The 20347-nt window shown below is 73.4% G+C and carries 12 protein-coding genes; 1 reads left to right on the top strand and 11 read right to left on the bottom strand.

What is annotated here, in order from left to right:
* Nucleotides 1-190: 190 nt before the first annotated feature.
* From OG251_RS12885 to OG251_RS12870, 4 genes are all read right to left on the bottom strand, one after another.
* Nucleotides 191-1156, bottom strand: coding sequence for an ABC transporter ATP-binding protein (locus OG251_RS12885; RefSeq protein WP_326677295.1), 966 nt, complete (start codon nucleotides 1154-1156; stop codon nucleotides 191-193).
* Nucleotides 1153-4035 carry an ABC transporter permease gene (locus OG251_RS12880; RefSeq protein ID WP_326677294.1) on the bottom strand — a complete coding sequence of 961 codons (2883 nt, stop codon included), beginning with the start codon at nucleotides 4033-4035 and terminating at the stop codon, nucleotides 1153-1155. Before OG251_RS12880 ends, OG251_RS12885 begins: the two co-directional genes overlap by 4 nt.
* A gap of 1 nt (nucleotide 4036) precedes the next feature.
* Nucleotides 4037-7360, bottom strand: coding sequence for an ABC transporter permease (locus tag OG251_RS12875; protein WP_326677293.1), 3324 nt, complete (start codon nucleotides 7358-7360; stop codon nucleotides 4037-4039).
* A 146-nt stretch (nucleotides 7361-7506) separates the two neighbouring features.
* Complete coding sequence (locus tag OG251_RS12870) at nucleotides 7507-7911, bottom strand: globin (protein WP_326677292.1); 405 nt, start codon at nucleotides 7909-7911, stop codon at nucleotides 7507-7509.
* A gap of 134 nt (nucleotides 7912-8045) precedes the next feature.
* On the opposite strand from OG251_RS12870, the gene OG251_RS12865 reads away from it, so the two are divergent.
* Entirely contained in the window at nucleotides 8046-9032 is a 987-nt protein-coding gene (locus tag OG251_RS12865) for a methyltransferase domain-containing protein (protein WP_326677291.1), read from the top strand.
* A gap of 89 nt (nucleotides 9033-9121) precedes the next feature.
* Here OG251_RS12865 and OG251_RS12860 read toward each other — a convergent pair whose 3' ends face one another.
* The 7 genes from OG251_RS12860 to OG251_RS12830 form a co-directional block, all read right to left on the bottom strand.
* Nucleotides 9122-10492: an FHA domain-containing protein gene (locus OG251_RS12860; RefSeq protein ID WP_326677290.1), complete on the bottom strand. Its 1371-nt coding sequence runs from the start codon at nucleotides 10490-10492 to the stop codon at nucleotides 9122-9124.
* Nucleotides 10493-10567: 75 nt separating this feature from the next.
* Nucleotides 10568-11929 (bottom strand): vWA domain-containing protein, encoded by a 1362-nt coding sequence (locus OG251_RS12855; RefSeq protein ID WP_326677289.1) that lies wholly within the window; start codon nucleotides 11927-11929, stop codon nucleotides 10568-10570.
* 97 nt (nucleotides 11930-12026) lie between these two features.
* On the bottom strand, nucleotides 12027-13436 hold the full coding sequence (locus OG251_RS12850; RefSeq protein WP_326677288.1) for a PP2C family serine/threonine-protein phosphatase: 1410 nt from the start codon (nucleotides 13434-13436) through the stop codon (nucleotides 12027-12029).
* A gap of 2 nt (nucleotides 13437-13438) precedes the next feature.
* On the bottom strand, nucleotides 13439-16258 hold the full coding sequence (locus OG251_RS12845; RefSeq protein ID WP_326677287.1) for a serine/threonine-protein kinase: 2820 nt from the start codon (nucleotides 16256-16258) through the stop codon (nucleotides 13439-13441).
* On the bottom strand, nucleotides 16255-17601 hold the full coding sequence (locus OG251_RS12840) for a hypothetical protein (RefSeq protein WP_326677286.1): 1347 nt from the start codon (nucleotides 17599-17601) through the stop codon (nucleotides 16255-16257). Before OG251_RS12840 ends, OG251_RS12845 begins: the two co-directional genes overlap by 4 nt.
* 47 nt (nucleotides 17602-17648) lie before the next feature.
* Entirely contained in the window at nucleotides 17649-18683 is a 1035-nt protein-coding gene (locus OG251_RS12835; protein ID WP_326677285.1) for a glutamate ABC transporter substrate-binding protein, read from the bottom strand.
* An 11-nt stretch (nucleotides 18684-18694) separates the two neighbouring features.
* Nucleotides 18695-20095: a hypothetical protein gene (locus OG251_RS12830; RefSeq protein WP_326677284.1), complete on the bottom strand. Its 1401-nt coding sequence runs from the start codon at nucleotides 20093-20095 to the stop codon at nucleotides 18695-18697.
* Nucleotides 20096-20347 lie beyond the last annotated feature (252 nt).

Below are 20347 nucleotides of genomic sequence, written 5' to 3'. Positions count from 1 at the left end.
CGCACGTGCCGTGCTCCGTGCCCGCACGTGCCGTGCTCCGTGCCCGCACGTGCCGTGCTCCGTGCCCGCACGTGCCGTGCTCCGTGCCCGCACGTGCCGTGCTCCGTGCTCCCTGCTCGCAGGCGACGTGCCGCGTTCCCTGCTCCCTGCCCGAGCTGTGTTTCCGCCCGGCCGCTCCCGGCCCGCGGCTCTACTTGCCCGGCTCCTCCGGGGCGTCCGGCCATACCCCGATGTGGTCCTGCTCCAGCTCCAGCATCACCCGGTGCTCCATGCCCAGCGCCTGGGTGTAGTCGGCGGGGAGCTGGAGGCGTCCGGCGCGGTCGAGCATCGCGTACTCCCGGGCCACCTGGGACTCCTGGCCCGTCGCCGCGTCGACCTCCGTGCGGCGCAGCACCTCGGAGGACGTACGGCCGTCCCGGATGGCGACCGTGCGGCGCACCTCGCTGGCCACCGCCTGGTCGTGCGTGACGATCACGATGGATGTGCCGAGCTCCTCGTTGGCGCGGCGGAACGCGGCGAAGACCTGCTCGCCGGTGGCCGAGTCCAGCTCACCGGTCGGCTCGTCGGCGAGCAGGACCGACGGGTTGTTGGCGAGGGCCACCGCGATCGCCACCCGCTGCTGCTGCCCGCCGGACAGCTGCTGCGGCCGGCGGTCCCGGCAGTCGTCGATGTCCAGCATCCGGAGCAACGAATCGGCGCGGGCGGCCCGTTCACGGCTGCGCCCGCCGCCGCGCAGCTGCATCGGCAGCGTGATGTTCTGGATCGCCGTGAGGTACGGCAGCAGGTTGCGCGCGGTCTGCTGCCAGACGAAGCCGACCACGTCACGGCGGTAGCGGAGCCGTTCCTTCGGTCCCATCGACAGCAGATCGCAGCCCGCGACCTTCGCCGACCCGGCCGTGGGCACGTCCAGGCCCGCCAGGATGTTCATCAGCGTCGACTTGCCGCTGCCGGACGCGCCGACCAGGGCCATCAACTCGCCTTCGGTGACCAGCAGATCGAGGCCCTGGAGGGCCTGCACCTCCACCCCGTCCGTGGTGAAGATGCGTACCAGCCGGTCGCAGGCGATCAGCGCGTCATGGCCGTACGAGGGGCGGTCCCGGCGCGCGGTGGCCCGCTGTTCGAGTTCCGCCAGCGTGGTCTCGGTGGTCGACGTCATCGGGTGTCTCCTGCCCTGAGTTCGGTGATCGAGCCGCGGCGGCTCGCCCACCAGGCCTGGACGCCGGCCACGGCGGCGGCGAGAACGATGACCCCGAGCGCCGGAAGCACCAGCGACCAGGGGTCGGCCCGCAGCGAAACGGTGTGCTGGGCGGTTCCGGAAGCGCCGGCCAGGGCCAGCGTGACCAGGTTCACCCCGGGTGCCAGCAGGGCGATGGTCGCCCAGCCGACGAGCAGGCCGCCGACGGCGGCCAGCAGCGCCTGCGGCATCGCCTCGAACGCGAGGAGCCGCCTGCCCTGCCCGGTGGTGAGCCCCATCGTGCGCAGCCGGGCCAGCAGTGTGGTGCGCTCCGGCGCGGTCTGGAGCAGCGACAGCAGCACGGCCAGCAGGGCGTAACCGGCGCCCGCCGTGATCGCCGCCGTGTAGATCCGCTCGGCGCCCGCCTGCATCGGGGTGTCGACGAACGCGTCGAGTTCCTCGGACCGCAGCTGTACGGCGAAGTCCTTGCCGGTGTCGTGCGCGGCGGCGCGCAGCCCCTTCGCGTCCGGATCCGGGCCCGTGACGAGCAGTGTGGTGGGGTGGCCTTCGGAGAGCGACGCGCTATTGACGATCATGAAGTCGGAGTCCGCCACCGCCGATGTGCTCGGCTGGACGCCCACGACCCGCACCTTGAAGTCCCCGGCCAGCGACTCGATGTCCTGCGGCTGGTCGCCGAGCCGTTCGGCGACCGAGGGCGAGGCGATCACGGGCAGTACCCGGTCGAGTGACGGGAAGGTCCCCCTCGGGACCGGCGCGGCCGAGCCGGTGGCCTTCAGCCGGTCGCCGGGGAACGCCTTCAGCCCGGTCGCGCGTGCCAGCCGTGCGTACGACTCGGGTTCGACGCCCACCAGAGTGGCGCCCTTCGCGTCCGTGGAGCCGTCCGCGGCGGGCGGCAGCAGGACGCCGTAGTCGATCTGGACGGGCGCCACGTCATCGACTCCGCGCACCGCGCGCACCCGGTCGGCGAAGCCCTTCGGCAGCGTGCTGCGATCGCCCGGACCGCTGATCCGGGCATCCGCCCCGACGGCCTTCAGCGCCGCGTCGCCGCGGGCGTCCCCGACCCCGGCGAGCACCGAACCGCCGAACGCCGCGGTGGTCAGCGCGATCAGCAGCGCGAGCAGCGGCAGTGTGCCGCTGGAGGAGGCACGTCCGGCGCGGGCCAGCGACAGGAAGCCGATGGCCCCGCGCAGCCGGGCGACGGGACGCGATGCCAGCCGCAGGGGCAGCGGATAGAGCCGTACGAGGACCAGGGCCGCGATCAGCCCGACCAGCACGGGCGCCGAGCTGACCAGCAGATCGGTGCCGCCGTCCGCGTCCGTGCCCCGGCGGCGCAGCGCGGCGACCGCGCCGATCGCCAGGACGAGCAGGGTCAGTTCGGCGACGGTGCGCCGGCGCGAGGGCCGGGCGTTCATCATGTCGTCGCGGGCGCCGTGCAGTTGCGGCCGAATGTGCCGCAGGGTCGTGCGGAGCGGCAGCGCGGCGCAGACCAGTACGGTCACGGCCGCGGCGGCGGTGACCGCCGGCCACAGCCGGGCCTGTCCGACGGTCAGCACGGCGAGCAGCAGCCCGAGCGCCGCCGCGGGCAGCACGGTCACCGCGGTCTCCGCGAAGAGGCGGCGGCCGATGCCCCGCAGTGAGCCGCCGCGTGAGCGCAGCAGGGCCAGTTCGTGGTGGCGGCGAGCGCCGATCAGCCCGCCCGTCATCAGCAGGACGACGGCGGCGACCGCCCCGATCCCGACCGCGGCGACCGTCACGACGGGACTGATCGCCGACCGCATCCGGGTGTGGGCGAGGACGATCTCGTCCAGATCGGTGGTGAGCGTCGCGGTGGGACCCGCGATGTCGCGCAGCTTCAGCAGCTCGGGACCGCTCTCCAGCGAGGCGACGGCGGACCGCAGCCCGGACACGTCGAGCCCGGTGAGGTGAGCGGCGTCCGGGGCGATCCGCCAGAACAGCTCCGGCTCGTTCATCGTGGCCAGCAGGGCGGGCGCGGCGTCCGGGGGCAGCAGCAGGGCGGCCGTCCAGTAGTTCTTCGGTTCCGAACTCCCGCGCTCCGGGATCAGCGCCGGTCCCCTGAACAGCGGCTCGACGGACCAGAAGCTCTCGGTGGGGCGCAGGGGAGTGACGATGCCGGTGATACGGACGGTCAGCGGAGTACCGGTCCGGGTGGGCACCGAGAGCGTGGAGCCGACCTTCATCCTCAGGGCGGACGCCGTCTCGGCGGTCACTGCGGCCTCCACCTCCCGGCTGTCCGCGGAGACCTCGCCGCGGACAGCTGGCCATTTCCCGGAGCGCAGGGTGCCGTGCTTGTCGAGTCCCGACGCGGTGGCGTAGGTGAACTGCGGGGCGAGGCCGTCCGGCCGGGGCAGCCACGGCTCGGACGCGACGGCGGGGGCCGTGGTGTGCACCCCGTAGGACGAGCGCGCGGCGTCGGGCCGTACCGGTTCCGGCAGCGACTTCATCAGCGCGGCGTCGACCCGGGACATCCCGGCGCTCCGCACCGCGGTGTCCCGCGCCTCCGGCCGCAGGTCCGGGGAGGGCGGCGGCGACGTCACTTCGAGGACGCTCCGGCTGGGCGAGGCCGAGACGATGTCGTGCCGCAGCCCGTCCGTCTCGTAGGCCTCCACGGAGCGCGGGAACGCCGCGGCGAGGAACGTGGTCAGCAGCACGAGGCCCGCGAGTGCCGCCGCGGCGCCGGGGGCGGTACGCAGCCGGGTGCGGACCCACGGGGCGCAGGCAGCCGCGCGCCGGGCGACGGCCGTGCCGGGGCCGGCGGTGGCGGCCGGGGTCTTCTCCGCTCCGCCGGGCGCGCCGGTGTTCTGGTTCTGGTCGGCGCTCATGTCAGTTGTCCCCCTGGTGGCGCAGCGATACCGCCGGGTCGGCGCGGCGCAGCGAGATCGCCGCGACGATCAGCAGCGGCAGTGCGGCGACCCCGGCCAGCAGTGCGGCGACCTGTACGGCCGGCAGGTGCACCAGCACCTCGGGCACCGGCTGGGTCGCCTGCCCGGTCAGCACGATGAGTGGCACGACGGCCCTGGTCAGTACGGCTCCGAGGGCCAGCCCGACCAGCAGTGCGATGGCGATCAGCACGCCCTGTTCGGCGGCGATCATCCGGGCCAGTTTGCGACGGGGTGCCCCCAGCGCCCGCAGGACGGCGAATTCGGCGGACCGTTCGCGCTGCGAGCCGACGACGCTGACCGCGAAGCCGACCGCCGCCAGCGCGGCGGCCACCACGGCCACGGCGAGCAGCGCGGACTGCGGACCCGCCCCCAGCGGGTCGTTGACCAGCTCCCGGGCCGTCTCGTCGCGCACCTCGACCTGCGCCGGGTCGGTGTCGGGCAGCTCGCGCAGCGCGGCGGCGACCTTCGAGGCGTCACCCGCCTCGGTGCTCAGCCACCACTCGGTGGCGGCGATGGTGGCGCCCGGCCGCTGGGCGAGCAGATCGGTGACGGACCGGAGGTCGAGCAGCAGGGCCCCGCCGTCCTTGGTCCGGGTCAGCGAATCCCGGGACTCCGTGAGGGCGCCGGGTCCGGTCGTGGGCAGTTGGCGCACGGACTTCACCAGGGTCACCCGGACCGTGTTCCCGGCCAGCGTGAGGTCGACCTGCTGGCCCAGCTTCGCGCCGGAGGCCTTCAGATACGCGTCCGTCACCACGGCGTTGACCGGTGCGGCCTTCGCGCGGGCGGTGGTGATGCGCAGCGAACCGTTCGAGGTCGCGTAGTCCGACACGGTGTCCTCGGAGGACCCGGTGCTGTAGCTGAAGTCAGGGGCGCCGCCGGCCTCGTTCTTCTGGACCGGAGTCTCCCCCGGCTGCTCCTCGCCGAATTCGGTGAGCATGGTGGCCCCCACCCAGCGCAGCCCCTTCTGGGCGCGCACCGGGAGCCGGCCGCCGTCGGCGGTCACCGCACCGAGTCCGCTCACGGAGAACCGGCGCTGCTGTGCCTCGACGGGCAGCCGGTCGTCCACCTCGAAGCCGGTCACGGCCAGTTCGCCCGCGGCGGCCACCGCGATCGAGAGGGTGTGCGGCCGGCCGTCGGCCGGCACCGGCCCGGCGAGAGTCCGGTACGGGATGCCGTAACGGTCCTCCAGCAGGACGGTCACCACAGGCACCCGGTCCGGGGCCCAGGAGTCCACCTGCTCGTCGCGGGACTTCTTCGACGGGCCGCTGATCCGCGCGTCGAACGTCAGTCGCTCGCTGCCCTTGGGCAGCAGCAACCCGGTACGGGCCGTCTTCGCCGGGGCGATCGCGTCGAACAGCTGCTGCGGCGTCTCGTCGCCGAGGTCCGGGCGCATCAGCATGCCCTCGTCGGCGTGCGCGGTGTCCAGGGCGATGACCTGGGCCGTGCGGTCACCGGAGAGTTCCACGCCCGTGCGGTAGGCGGGCGCCGCCTCCCGTACCCCCGGAAGTCCCACGTACGCGCCCGCCTTCGCCGGATCGCCGCTGAGCCCGCCCACCATGCGGACCGACGCACCGGACCTGAAGTCGGCCTGGTCGCCCTGCGAGCGGTTCCAGGACGCGCTCTGACCGATCGCCAGCATGCCCATCGCGACCGAGAGGACCAGCAGCAGCACCGGTCCGGCACCGCGCAGCGGCCGTCGGCTGAACTGCCAGCCGGCCAGTGCCGCGGGCAGCCCGCGGCCACCCGCCGCGCGGCGCTCCGCGAGCTTCGCCGCCGGGGGCAGCAGCCTCAGGGTCAGTACGGTGCCCGCGAGCAGCGCCAGCGCGGGCGCGGCCACCAGCAGCGGATCGATGCCGAGGTCGCCCTCCCGGTCACCGCTGAGTGCCCCGTTGCCGGAGCCGCCGGTCTGCCGGTCCAGCTGCCAGTACGCCACCGCGGCGATCAGGAGCAGCCCGACGTCGGCACCGGCGCGCACCGGCCCGGGGAGCGCGGCGGCCCGCGCCCGGCGGCCACCGCCCGCGCTGGCGGCCAGCGCGGGCGCCACCACGGCGAGTGCGCAGGCCAGCGCGACGGCGGCGGCGACCAGCCACACCGTGCCGGTCGTCGCCTCCTCGAACCGCAGTCCGATCCGGGAGAGCACGCTGCGCTCAGCCAGCAGCCGGGTCAGCGGCCCCGCGAGCAGCGGGGCGATGACGGCGGCGGGTACCGCGAGCATCAGCGCCTCGATCGCCGCGAACGAGGTGATCCGGCCCCGTGAACCGCCGCGGGCCCGCAACAGCTCGGTCTCGCCGCCGCGTTCGCTGCTCAGCAGCCGGGCCACGAGCAGCAGTGCGTACGCCGCGAGCAGTACCAGCTGCACCGCGACGATCATCAGCGTCGAACGCGAGACCAGGAGCGCCCGGTCGATCTGGTCGAGCACGGTGGGCAGCGAGGTCCGAACGTTGGCGCCGTCCCTGAACACCGGGGTGGCCAGCAGGGCCTTCGGCCCGTCCGTCGACGCCTTGTGCAGCGTGTCCATCGAGCCGGTGGTCACGTCGGTGAAGTCGGCCGTGGCCAGCCAGGACGTCTCGCCGGTGCTGATCCGGCCGGAGCCGAGGACGGAGGGGTCGGTGAGCAGGGGACCGTAGGTGGTGAAGACGACCTTGCGGACACCGCGCCCGCCGAGCGCGTCCAGCTGCCAGTACGTGTCGGCCTGGTCGGACGCCTCGTACAGGCCGGTGACCAGGATCTGCTGCGGCTTGTCGCCCAGCCGGTCGGTGAGGGTGAGCCGGGTGCCCGGCTTCAGCTTCAGGACCTCGGCGGCGGCCCCGGGCAGGGCCACCTCCACGGGGCCGTCCCCGTTCGCGCCCGCCGGAAGCCGTCCTTCGGTGAGCCGGACGCGGCTGCGGTCGAGGGCGGCGAAGTGGGTGAGGTCGGGTTCGCCGCGCCGGGCGGCCGGGGACTGGAGGTCGCGCGGCAGCGCGTACGGCCCCGAGCTCTCCAGCTTCCGTACGGTGACGGGCAGTCCGCCGAAGGTGTCGTGGGCCGCCTTGCGGGTGGCCTTCTCCGCCTCGCCGCGCTGCTCCCGGTCCACCTGTGCCGAGACGAACAGCGAGGCGGAGGCCGCGGACCGGTGGGTGAGCGTGTGCCGCAGCGCGGCATCCCCGACGGAACCGGAGAACGCGGTGAGCGCGGCCAGTACCGATGTGGTGAGCAGTACGGCCAGGAGAGCCGCGGCGAGAAGGAGCCGATGCGCCCTCACCCGCAGAAAGACGAACCCCGTCACTTACTCCCCCAGAACCCCTGAAACCCGCACGCCCCCCGACGTCCCCGTGATGCTTTCAGAGGGCACAGGGTTCTGGAAACCGCTTACGGGGGCACCTTGATGCGATCGTGACCGTTATTCGGGGGTGGAGTACCGCATTCCGGATATTAGTCGGCGGTATTGATCATCGATGCGGCAGCATATGTCAGGTATTTCCACAATTGCTGCTCGTGCTCCGGCGCCAGGCCGAGTTCGTCGAGAGCGACGCGCATATGACCGAGCCAGGCGTCATGAGCGGCCCGGTCCACCCGGAACGGGACGTGCCGCATCCGCAGCCGGGGGTGTCCGCGCTGATCGCTGTAGGTCCGCGGGCCGCCCCAGTACTGGATCAGGAACAGCGTGAACCGCTCCTCGGCCGGGCCCAGATCCTCCTCCGGGTACATCGGCCGCAGCAGTTCGTCGCCCGCGACCCTCTCGTAGAAGCGGTGGACCAGGCGCCGGAAGGTCGCCTCGCCGCCGACCTGCTCGTAGAAGGTCTGCTCCTGAAGCGTGCCGTGCGGAATCTCTGTCACCCGTCCATGGTCGCAGACGCACCGGCCGAGGTCCCGGGTCCTAGGTCCTTCGTCCCGCACACCTGTCCGGGACCCGGCTCGGCCACTCGGCCCGCACACTGGCTCCCGGGGCGCCGCCGCAGGACAGTGGGGACATGGGCGGACACCAGGAACAGTTCGTGGCCGACGCCGACGAGGCACGGTGGTCCATGGCACGGGCCATCGCGGCGCGCGGCGGCCTGACGGACCCCGCCTGGCGCGCCGCGTTCGAGGACGTACCGCGCCATCTGTTCGTGCCGTACTTCTCCGTGGGCGGGGTCCGCGGCTACGAGCGGCTGTGGGGCGAGGACCCCGACCCGGTACGCCGCGGACGCTGGCTGCGCGAGGTGTACGCGGACGCGCCGCTCGCCACCCGGATCAGGGACGGCGAACTGATCTCGTCGAGCAGCCAGCCCTCGCTGATGGCCCTGATGCTCGACGAACTGGACGTACGGGACGGGCACACCGTCCTGGAGATCGGTGCGGGCACCGGCTACAACGCGGCGCTGCTCTCCCACCGGCTCGGTGACCGGGCGGTGACCACCGTCGATCTGGACCCGGAGATCACGGAGTCGGCCCGCCGTCATCTGGCCGCCGCCGGATACCGCCCGACGGTGATCACGGGGGACGGCGCACGCGGCTGCCCGGCGCGGGCCCCCTACGACCGGATCATCGCGACCTGCACCCTGCCGTCCGTGCCGTGGGCCTGGCCGGCGCAGTGCCGGGACGGCGCACGGATTCTGGCCCCGTTCGCCACCGGACTGATCTCCCTGCGGGTACGCGACACGGCGCACGGCCGGAGCGCGGAGGGACGGTTCCTGCCCACCCCGGCGTACTTCGTGCCCCTGCGCGGAGCGCTGCCTCTGCCCGCAGAGCTCCAGCCCCTCGCCGGACTGCCGAGGCGCGTGATCGACGACGAACTCTTCCGCTTCCTGCTGACGCTGACCGCGGGCACCCTCGATCCGCACGAGGCCCTCTCCCTCTGGCGGCGCGAGCGGCGCCCCCAGCGGGAGAGGTACGGCATCACGGTCGGGCCGGACCGGCAGTGGGCCTGGCTGGACGACCCGCAGGGGCCGTACGCCTGGCCGCTCGCCGGGCCCTGAACCGCACGGCGCGAGCGGTGCCCCGCCCGGCCCGTGACGCGCCCCGGACGAGCTGGTGCCGTGACCGGCAAAGCCTGTCGGGAGGGGCGCTAGTCCCGGCGGACCGTGATCGTCGTCCAGGCACCGACATGCACCTGGTCGCCGTCCTGGAGCGGGACGGGGACATAGGGCTGGATCGGGTCCTCGGCGCCGTTGAGCGTGGTGCCGTTGGTGGAGTTCTGGTCGACCACGGCCCAGCTGCCGTCGGGCTGCTGCACCAGCACCGCGTGCTGGTGCGAGACACCCGGGTCCTCCGGCGGCACCGACAGATCGACGTCGGGGGACTCGCCGGTGCTGTGCCGACGGCGCCCGATGGTGATCTGGCTGCCGGTGAGCGGGAGGCGCTGCTCCGGGGAGTAAGCGGGCAGGTTGAGCCCGGTCGCCTCGGGGCCGCTGCGCTGCATCATCGCCAGGAAGTACTCACGGTCCGGGGCGATCACGGCGGTCCAGCTGGTGGAGACGGGCTGCTGCTGCGCCTGGCCCTGGTCATGTCCCTGGCCCGGTACGGGGCCGTGCCCGTGCCCCTGGTCATGTCCCTGACCCGGGAACTGCGGTGACCCCTGCGGCCCCTGCTGCTGGTACCCCTGCGGCAGCTGCGGGGCGGGGGGTGCCTGATGCGACGGGGGAGCCTGCGCCTGCGAGGGAGGCGACAGCATCCAGTCGTCCGCCCCGGTTTGCGGGGCCTGCGGCTGCGGCGGCGCGGGCGGCGCCGACTGCTGCTGCTGGTGCGGCGGGAACGGCGCCGGCGGCTGCTGGGCGAACGGCGACGGGGACGGCGCCGACTGCTGCTGGAACGAGGGCGGGGGCGGCGGGCCCTGCTGGAACGACGGCGGCGGCCCGGGGTGACCACCCTGGGCACCCGGTCCACCAGGTCCGGCCTGAGCACCCGGTCCACCGGGTCCTCCCGGTCCGGCCTGACCGCCGTGACCAGCCTGGCCACCCGGTCCGCCCGGTCCGCCCTGCTCGGGCGCGAGCGTCTCGGCCGGACGGTTCACCTGCGAAGGCCGCGAGCTCTGGTACTCGAACGGGTCGCGCGGCTGCTGCTGCTGAGGCGGCGCGGGCTGCTGGGCCTGGAAGCCCGGCGGCAGGCTGAGCCCCGGCACCGGACCGCTGGGGCCGCCGTGCGGCGGGGCGAGCGGGGTGTAGGAGGTCGCCGTGTTCGTGAGGAAGTTCCAGCGGCATTCCTCGCAGAACGGCGCCATCGCCTCACGCGGGGTGCGGCACTGCGGGCAGAGCTCCGCCTGCATGGTCGGCTGCGAACCGGGGCCGGGGCCCTGCGGGTATCCGTAACCGGGTGCGGGCGGCGGGGGAGGGGGCGGGGGAACCGCGCCCGCGGGCGCGCCCGCCCCGGCCATGCGGTGTCCGCAGACCTCGCACCAGTCCTCGGAACCCGACTGGTGTCCGTTCGGGCAGGTCGGCATGTCGGCGCTTCCCCCTCTCCTCGTCCGGCCCAGGGGGCCGTCATGCTCGTTCGGTTGCGGTGTGCTGTCTTGACGCTACTTCTTGACGCGAACGGTCTTGGTGGAGCGCGTTTCGAGGGTCATCTCGTCCGCCTCCGCCACCTTCGCCTTCAGTCGCACAGTACCCGTCGCCGCGTCTACGACGTCGACCACCTTCGAAAGCAGTTTCGCAGTGTCCTCGTTCCCCGAGGCCGACGCGAGCTGCACCGCACGGCCCAGTTTCGCGGTCGCGCCGTCGAAGTCGCCCGACTTGCGTGCGTCGAGCCCCTGCTGGATGACTTGTGCCAGTTCCGCCTGACCTGTGTAGTGCGCGACCTGCGGATTGATCGACGTCGACGCTGCCATGTCGTCCGTCCACACCGCCCGTACGAGGCCCTGCGACAGGGTCTGCGGAGTGCCACCGCCGGACGGGGCGGGAAGGATCAGCGAGACCCGGGCCGCCAGCATCTCCTGGCCGATTCCGGCCGTGGGGACCTGGACGCACACGTGGTAGTCGCGGGACTCGTCGCCCCAGGAACCCGTGGGGTAGTCACCGGCGCGCGGTCCCGCCCCGGTGCGCCGGTCGGTCAGGTCGGCGACCGTGGGCGCCACCTGCTTCACAAATCTGATCTCGACCCCGACGGGCGTCCAGAGCCGCAGCGCCACGTCCGCGACCTCCTTGCCCATCGCGTTCTCCATCATCTGTGTGAAGTCCGCCGCCAGGCCCGCCGGATCGGCGACGATGTCGGCGGTCCCGAGCAGCGCGGAGGCGATGGCGGTGACCTCCTTCACCTCCCAGTCGGTGCCGACACCGCGTGCGTCACAGGTGAAGCGGCCCGCGCAGGAGTCGAGCGCGGCCCGCAGATCCTCCGGGGCCTCGTGCTCGTTGCGGCCGTCGGTCAGCACGATGCCGTGCCGGATGTCCACGTCGGCGGCGGCGAGCAGCCGGTCGGCCAGCCGCAGCCAGGTGCCGATCGCGGTGCCGCCGCCCGCGCTCAGACGCCGCAGGGCGTCCTTCGCCTGGGCCTTGGTCTGCGGGTCTGCGGTCGCGAGCCGTCCGTTGCCCGGATAGACGTCCTTGGCCACGTGCGTACCGGCGACCACCGCGAACTGCGTGCCCTCGCGCAGGGTGTCGATGGCCGCGGCCGTCGCGTCGCGGGCGTTGCGCATCTTCGTCGGCGGGTAGTCCATCGACCCCGAACAGTCGACCATGATCACCACGGCGGCGTTCGGCGCCTGCCCCGGAAGGTGCGAGGGCGACAGGGACGCACCGGTCAGCGGAATGCCACCGGTGGTGCCGCCGCCGGTCGAGGTGACGGTGACGATCGCGTTGACCTCGCGTCCGCCGTCGGGCAGATAGGCGTTCTGATACACCTCGACGGAGAACTGCGGCACATTCGACTTGGAGAAGTTGGCCATCTGATCGGCTCCTTGAAGCGGGAAACAGCCGGAGGACTGGGGCGCAGCCGGAGGACGGGGAGACAGGGACCGGACAGGGACCGGGAGACGCGCCGGGTCAAGCGGTGCCGACGCCCGGTCCCGCCTCGTGAGGCGTTACGGCGAACGGCAGCAGGGCCACCGTGATGTTGTCGTGGCCTCCGCCGTCGAGCGCGTGACCCACCAGCACCTGGGCGCCGTGCAGCGGTCGTTCGTACGCGTCCGGCGGCACGGCCGCAGCCATCTCCACGGCGGACTCCGCGTAGTTCCACAGCCCGTCCGTGCAGACCACCACCAGACCCGGCCGGTCCGGTTTGAACGAGGCGGTGTGCGGTTCCAGTTCGTAGCTGTCGGCCCCGAGCCACCCCGTGATGGCATGGGCGCGCTCGTCCGCGTACGCCTCGGCCTCGCTCATCAGGCCGGCCGCCACCATCTGCGCGGCCCAGGAGTCGTCCTCGGTGAGCCGGGCGGGCGGGACGGTGCGGTCGTCCGGCACCCAGTAGACCCGGCTGTCGCCGACCCAGCCGATGACCAGCAGGCCGCCCGCCATGATCGCGCCGACCAGCGTGCAGGCCGGGGCGTTCTGATGGCGGTGGGGATCGTGCTCCATCGCCCGGCCCGGCTCCTGGGCCAGCGCGTTGACCGCCTCGGAGGCGGCGATGATCGCGTCGTGCATCGCCTGCTGCGGGTGCGTACCGCGCGGCAGGGACTCCAGCAGCGTCTCGTTGGCGCAGCTCGCGGCGGCCGCCGACGCCTCGTCGGGCCGGCTCGCGGAGGAGACGCCGTCGCAGACGATCGCGACGACGGCCGGTGAGCCGTCCGGCAGGGCGGTCGAGGACACCGCGAAGGAGTCCTCGTTGCGGTGGTGGCGCAGACCCCGGTCGCTGACCGCGGCCACCGAGCCCAGTTCCTGCTCCATGTGGTCGCGCTCGCGGGGCTGGGCGTGGCCGCAGTTCTCGCAGTAGCCGTCGGGGTCCACCCGGCCCGAACGGCAGGCCACACAGAGCTTGGTGCCCGCCGCCGGGGTGGAGGTGTGCTCCGCCGTACGGGGGTCCGGCGCCGCGAGCGCGAAGTCGCCCGAGGAGTCCGTTCCCGCCGGCCCGTCCGGGGCGGCCCGGTCGTCGTACCGGACCGGGTCCGCGGCCGTGGTGGGCAGCGGCTTGCCGCCCGAGTCCGTGCCGGGCAGGTCGGCCGGACGGTGCGTCGGCGCGGGCAGATCGGAGCTGTCGACCTCGGACGCGGGCGGCCAGTCCACCGCCCCCGCACCCGGAACGGGACCGGCGGGAGGGGCCGGAGGGGCCGCAGGGGCCGCAGGAGCGTGCGCGCCGGCGACGGGCACGGCGATGGGCATCGTCGGCCGGTCTTCCGGCGGCGCGGGCACGGCCGACAGGTCGTACCCGCACGCACCGCAGAACAGGTCGCCCGACTCCAGCGGCTCCTCGCAGCCGGGGCACCTCGACAAGGAGGTCTGCTGGTGGATCTGTGACATCTTCACACCCACGTCCGGGGGCGGAAACGGTTGGCCCGCTCCACCAGTTCGATCCGCTCGTCGCCACGCTGCGCCAGCCGGGCGAGCATCCGGTACGAGCGTTCCAGCCCGAACCGCAGTCCCCGCTCGTCCAGTTCGGTGCCGAGCAGTTTCCGCGTACCCGGAGCACCGGCGGACGACCCGCCCGGCAAGGGCGCACCGGGACTACCGGAGAGTACCCAGTCCAGCGCCTTGCCCAGTACCTCGGTCGACAACCGCTCGCGGCGCACCGCGTCCAGGCCGAACCCGGCCAGCGCCGCCACCTGGACCGCGGCGGCCGTCAGATCCGTCAGCAGGGGCTCGCCGGGGTCCCGTTCACGCAGCCGCGCCCGCACGGCGGCGACCCGTGCCGCCGTGTAGTGGATCGACGCCTCCGGCACCGACTCCAGGGTGCGGACCGCCCCGGACCGGTCCCCGGCGGCGATCTGCACCCGGGCCAGTCCGAACGCGGCGCTCACGAAGCTCGGATCGGTCGTCCACACCAGACGGTAGTACTCGGCGGCGTTGTCCAGCTGACCCAGCACCTCGGCGCAGATGCCCAGCGCCAGCTTGGGCGCGGGCTCCCCGGGAAAGGCGTCGTAGACCGCGTCGAAGGACAGCGCGGCGACCTCGTTGTCCCCGGTCACCAGCGAGGTGATGCCCCGGTACCAGACGACCCGCCAGTCGTCCGGGTGCTGCCCCTCCAGCGTGCTCAGGGCCCGTGCGGCGGCGTCCGGTTCGCTCATCTCCAGCCGGGCCCGCAGCTCCCGCAGCCGCGTCTCCAGCGAGGCGGCGGGCACGGCGTGCAGCGCGGCGATCAGCTCGGCGGGCGCGGACGCCATCACCCCGGCGAGGAAGCCGGCGTTGGGGTCGTCGGCGTCGACCCGGGGCACCGGCAGCGCGAGCGAGGTGCCCCGCGCGTCGAGCCCGGGGAGCCGGAGACCGCGCCGGGCGGACGCCCCCGACGGACCGGCGGGCGCCGTCCGGGGCGCCGGAACCACGGCCTGCGGCTGCGCGTACGCGAGAGCGGCACCGGCTCCGGCGCCGCTCCCCGGACCGCCGCCCCGGCCTCCCTGTACATGGGTGACCGGCGCCGACAGCGGAGCGCCCCCCGGAGCGCGGTACCCCGGCGGGGGCGGGCCCGCGGGCTGTGCGCCCACCGGCAGCGCGCTCGCCACCGCCGTCGCGGCCGCCCCCGGGGGGACCGGCACCGCGGCACCGGCCGCCGCGCCCGCACGGCGCTTGCGCCGGCCCGGCCGCCCGCCGCCCGGCGGATCGGCCCGGACACCCAGGCGCGACACATCCTGCGTCAGCTCGAAGAACAGCTCCGTGTCCGTCACCCGCAGTTCCGTACCGAAGAGTGTCGACAGCGCCGGCCTCGGCCGCCCCGTCTGGAGCGACACGACCTCGCGCAGCACTCCCGTCAGCTGCTCGGCCATCTCCGTCGCCGAGGCGAACCGCCGCGCCGGATCCGGGTCGGTGGCCCGCACCAGCAGCCGGTAGAACGACTCGTACGTCCGGAACACCTCGATGTTGTCCGGGTCCGGCAGCGAGTCCACGAAGACGTTCGTGTACCCCTGGAAGTCGAACGTGAGCACCGCGAGCGTCCGCGCGACCGTGTACAGGTCGGAGGCGACCGACGGGCCGACCTCCGCGACCTCGGGCGCCTGGTAGCCCACGGTGCCGTAGATGGCCGACTCCTCGTCGTCCATCCGGCGCACCGCGCCCATGTCGATCAGCTTGAGCTGGCCCTCGGTCTGGATCGCGTTGTCGACCTTGAAGTCGCAGTACAGCAGATTCCGGCTGTGCAGATGACCGAGCGCCTCCAGGGCCTCGATCCCGTACGCGCACGCCTGCTCGACCGGCAGCGGGTCCCGCTTACCGGCCGGGGTGCGGCGCTCGTTCGCGATCTCCTTGAGCGCCTTGCCGCCGACGTACTCCATCACGATGTAGCCGTCGAGCGAACCGGTCCGCTGGTCCAGGTGCTCGACGAAGTTGTAGATGCGGACGATGTTGGAGTGCTCGATCTCCGCGAGGAAGCGGCGCTCCGATATGGCCGCCGCCATCGCGTCCTGGTCCCCGGTGTCCAGCAGGCCCTTGAGGACCACCCAGCGGTCGGAGACGGCACGGTCCACCGCGAGGTAGACCCAGCCGAGACCGCCGTGCGCCAGACAGCCCGCGACCTCGTACTGCCCGTGCACGATGTCACCGCCGCGCAGCTTCGGCACGAAGGAGTAGGGGTGGCCGCACTTGGTGCAGAACCCCTCGGTGCGGCCCGCCCGTTCGCCGCGTGCGCGGCCCACCGGGGCCCCGCAGTCGGAGCGCGAACAGAACCGCTTGCGCTCGGGGACCTCGGGATTCTCCATCACGGCGGTACGCGGATCGGGACGCGGCACGTCCGGGACCTGCACCAGGCCCACGCCCAGCCTGCCCCGGCCGGAGGAGCCGGACGCGGTCCCCGAGGAGCGCACCGACACCGAACGGGACGTCGAGGCACCGGACAGCGAGCGCGACAGCCGCCCGGAGACGGAACGCCGTGAGGTCGACGAGCGGGACGAGGCACGGGAGGAGGCACGCGAACTCGACCGCTGTGACGTGCTGCGGCTGCCGGCCCGGCCGCCGCCCGCGATGCCCGTGGGCGGCGAGGCGACCGTCCCGTCGCCGGCTTCCCGGTGCTGCCCGGACAGGGGAGACCCCGTCGACGGGACCACCGGTGCCAGACCGCAGGTGTCGCAGTACAGCTCACCGCCGCCCATGTCCTCGTAGGCGCCCTCGCACGCGGGGCGCTGGCACTGCGTACTCATCGTGTCTCCCCCTGTTCGCCCCGCCGGTCCTCGGGTGAGGACGGCCGCTGCGGTGTCAGCAGTTCCGCGGCCGCCTGCTGATAACGCAGCACCGCCTGCCCGGCGACCCGCAGATCGCACGGGGCGCTCCACAGCATCCGGCGCGCGGCGTCGTACCGCTCGATCAGCACCGGGTCCTCCGCCAGACCGTGCCGGGCCACCTTCGCCTTGTACGCGTCGAGCCGGCCGCGCAGCTCCGCACGGACCGCGAGCGGCGCCGTGACGGACGTCAGTGATGCACGGGCCCGCATCAACTCGTCCTCGGCCTCCCGCTCCAGTGACTCCAGGAGCGGTGAGAGCCGGTGCCACTGCGCGTACCTGCGGTAGTCGGACGCGGCCGCGAGCCGCTCCTGCAACGCCGTCGGCGGGCCGCTGACCGCGGGCACCTCGGACGCGGCGATCTTCGCCAGCACCTCACCGCGCGCCGAGCGCGCCTCGGCCAGGGTGCGGTCCGCCCGCGAGAGCACGTCCCGCAGCTGGACCAGGCGCTGTTCGGCGTCCTGCCGGACCGCGAGCACCGCCTCGATCTCCCGGCGCACATCCTCCAGCGCCCTGGCCGCCCGGTCGTAGCGGGTGGTGTCCGGACGGCCGCCGCCGGGCGCCGCGCTGCCGGGGCCCGGCAGCCAGAACGCCAGCGGGTCGGAGATCACCTGCGTCCGCAGCGTGGTCAGCTCCTGGGTGATCTCCGCCAGGTCGTCGCCCGCCGGATGCTCACCGGGGCGCACCCCCACCGAGTGCGCCAGCGAGCGCGTCCGGTGCAGTTCGGCGGCGAGCAGATCTATCCGGGCGGGCAGCGCGGACCAGACGGAGTCCGAGGCGACGACCATGTCCAGCGAACGCGCGTACAGCTCGTTCATCCGGCTCACCAGCTCCTCCAGCGTGAACCGCTCGGAGAGCCGGGCCGGGCCGGTGATCGAGGCATCGGGCACCGCCGCGGTGTTCGCCACGGTGATGTCGTCGCCGCGCAGCAGCCCGGTCAGGGCCACCAGGTCGTCCCGGTTCGGGTAGCGCCTGCGGGCCCGCACCTCGCGGGCCAGGGCGAGCGCCCCCGCGTAGGCGTCGAAGTACCCCCACAGCAGCGTGATCGCCCGGTCGGTCGTGGCCCAGCGGTCCCGGGTCACCCCGGTCAGCTCGGCGCCCTCCAGGAGCCGGCGGCCGGCATGGTCCTGCAGGGCGAGGAGCGAGGTCTCGATCGCCTCGTGCTCCGCGCCGAGCCGGGCCAGCGCACGGTCCGCCTCGTCCCGGTCCATGACCGGGCCGGGGGGCTTCCCCGCGAAGCCGGGGAAGGATCCCGCCACGCCCATCGATCACCTCTCCGCTCTCCCCGCCGGGCCGGTGGGCCCGGACGGGATCAGTTGCTCCGGTACTTGGGCGCGGGCGGTGCCTCGATGCCGGGCAGTCCGGTCGCCAGCCACGCGCGGTACGACACCATCCAGTCGCTGTCCTTCCCGCCCCGGCGATAGTCGTCCAGCACGGCGTTGACGCGGGCCACCAGGTCGTTCGCGCCCTTCTTCGTCGCCACGCCGTAGTACTCGGTGGTGAACGGGGCGCCCTTGAGGACCACCGCCGGGTCCTGCGCGGCCTGGCCGGCCGCCAGGGCGTTGTCCGTGACGACGGCGTCGACCTCACCGAGCTGGAGACGGACCAGGCAGTCCAGCTGATTGGGCACGGTCAGCTGGTCCTTGTCCCGCTCGGTGCCGTCGGACTCGTCCTTGAAGACCGCGCCGTAGGACTGCTTCTCCAGCGCCTCGTACGCGGTGGAGCCCTCGGCGGTGCAGACCCGCTTCCCCTTCAGCGAGGAGTCGTACCCCGTGATCGCCGATTCCTTCGGGGCCAGCACCTGCTGCCCGGCCTGGAAGTAGGCCGTGGAGAAGGAGACCTGGTCCAGCCGCTTGCAGTTGATCGTCATCGTCCGTACGACGACGTCGACCCGGTCGTGCTCCAGGGCCGCTATGCGCTGGTTGGTGGGAATGGCCCGGAAGATCACCGCGTCGGGGTCGCCCAGGATGTTGCCCGCGATGGCCCGCACCAGGTCGATGTCGAAGCCTTCGAGCGTGCCGGTGTCCGGGTTGCGATAGCCCCACCGGAAGCTGTTCTGGTCCACGCCGGCGATCAGCTTGCCGCGCTTGCGGATCTTCTCGATGCTCGGCCCGCCCGCGCTCGACGGCGGCAGACTCGCCTCCGGGTCGGTGCAGGCGTCGGCCCGTGCGGGCAGCGCCGAGGCCGCCCCCGGGCCCGCGGTGTTCACGCCGAAGGGATCGGCGCCGCCGTGGGAGAGGGGCAGCAGGGTGAGCGAGGCCGTGAGGGCACAGGCCACGGCCATGCCCGTCACCCCGCCCCAGCCACGCAGCCCGCCGCGCGCCGCCCAGTCCTTCACCCCGGTCATCGCTGCCCCTCTCACCGGTACTCCGAGAGCCTGCGGTTGACCCCGAGGACGGCGGCGGCCGCGCCGAGCACGGCCAGGGCGCCGGCCCCGACCGGCAGCCCGCCCAGCGCCCCGCGTCCGTCGGCCGCCGACCTGGTGAACTCGTCCTGCTCGACGGCGAGCGCCTTTTCGAGCGCCGAGTCCACGCGCTGGAACGACTGGCCCGTGGAGTCCCGCGTGCCGATGATCTGCACCAGGGCACCCTCGTAGTCGCCCTGGTCGTCGGTCGCACGGGCCTTGCGGTGGCGGTCCTGCCACTCGGACACACTGGTGATGGCCTTCGCCACCGGCTCGCTCCCCCGGAAGTCGTCGGCGAGCTTCTCGGCCCTCTTCAACTGCGCGTCGAGGGCCTTCATGCCCGAGGTGTAGTCGGTCTCGTACTTGTCGCCGGTGCCGTCCGCGGTCAGTACGGCACCGCGGGCGACCAGGGTGAGGTTCTCATTGGCGCGCGCCTTCAGCGAGTTGATCCGCGCGTTGTTGAGGACATCGAGTGACTCCTGCCCGTGGGCCATCGCGGCACGCACTTCGGTACGCGCCACCGTATGCCCCACCGCCAGCCACAGCAGCAGCACGGTCGTCGCGGCCGTCGCCGCCAGCAGGCCGTGGTTGAAGACCCTGTTCGTGCGACGGTAGTTGCGCCGCTGCATCCACACCAGCGCGCCCAGCGCCACGATCCCGGTCAGCAGCGAGAGGTACGGAGACCGCCGGGCGTCGGCGGAGTCGCGGCCGAGCCGCCCGGTCTCCGCGACGTACAGCCGCTCGGCGGCGGGCAGCATCTCGTCGGTCATCTTCTGGTTCGCGTACCGGAGGTAGGCCCCGCCCAGCGGCAGACCCTGCCGGTTGTTGGCGCGGGCCCGCTCGATCAGTCCGGTGTAGACCGGGAGCAGTTCGTTCAGTGTGGTGATCTCGTGCCCGGACGTGGTGGTGGAGTCCGTGTTCGCCGCGGCGCTCACCAGCAGCCGCGAGGCGTCCTTGATGTCCTTCTCGTACTGCTCGTGCACATCCCTGGGCTCCTGGGCACCCGCCAGGAAGCCGCTCGCCGCCATCGTGTCCGCGTCGGCGAGCGAGCGGTAGACGGCCGCCGCGTCCGCGCTCAGCGGCTGACTGCGGCTGACGACGTCATCGGCCGCGGCGGCACGGTCCGAGATCTCCAGGGCGGTCACCGCCCCGAACGCCACGACCAGCAGCGCCAGTACGGCTCCGATGATCTGGAGCCGGCCGGGCTCGGTCGTCGCCGCGGCCCGCAGCCGCTCCGTCCGCCCGGTCCAGGCACCGCGGCGCTGCGCGGGTACGGGCGCGGACAGTTCGCCGGGCGCGGACGGCTGAGCCGGTGCGCGCTCCGCCTGCGAGCCCCCGATCGGCGGGTATGTCACTCGGCCTCCCCCTCGGTCACTGACGACGGCCCGGCCCCCCGGCCGATCGGAGGACTGGTGCCCGGCCAGAAGTATGGCCGCAGGGAACGGAGTCCATACGGAGAACGCCTGGATCGTGCATCGGTCCACGCATTCGATCAGGGCGAGCGCGGGCGATCAAGACGATCGCCGTAACAAGCCCCGAAACATCCCCGTCAGCGCTGCCGAAGCATCCCCGAAGCGGACCGGATCCCCACCAGGAACACGTTCGGG

The sequence above is a fragment of the Streptomyces sp. NBC_01237 genome, assembly GCF_035917275.1.
In the GTDB taxonomy this organism is placed as follows: Bacteria; Actinomycetota; Actinomycetes; order Streptomycetales; family Streptomycetaceae; genus Streptomyces.
The sequence above is the reverse complement of the archived record's forward strand: the minus strand, read 5'-3'. Positions and strand labels throughout refer to the sequence as shown.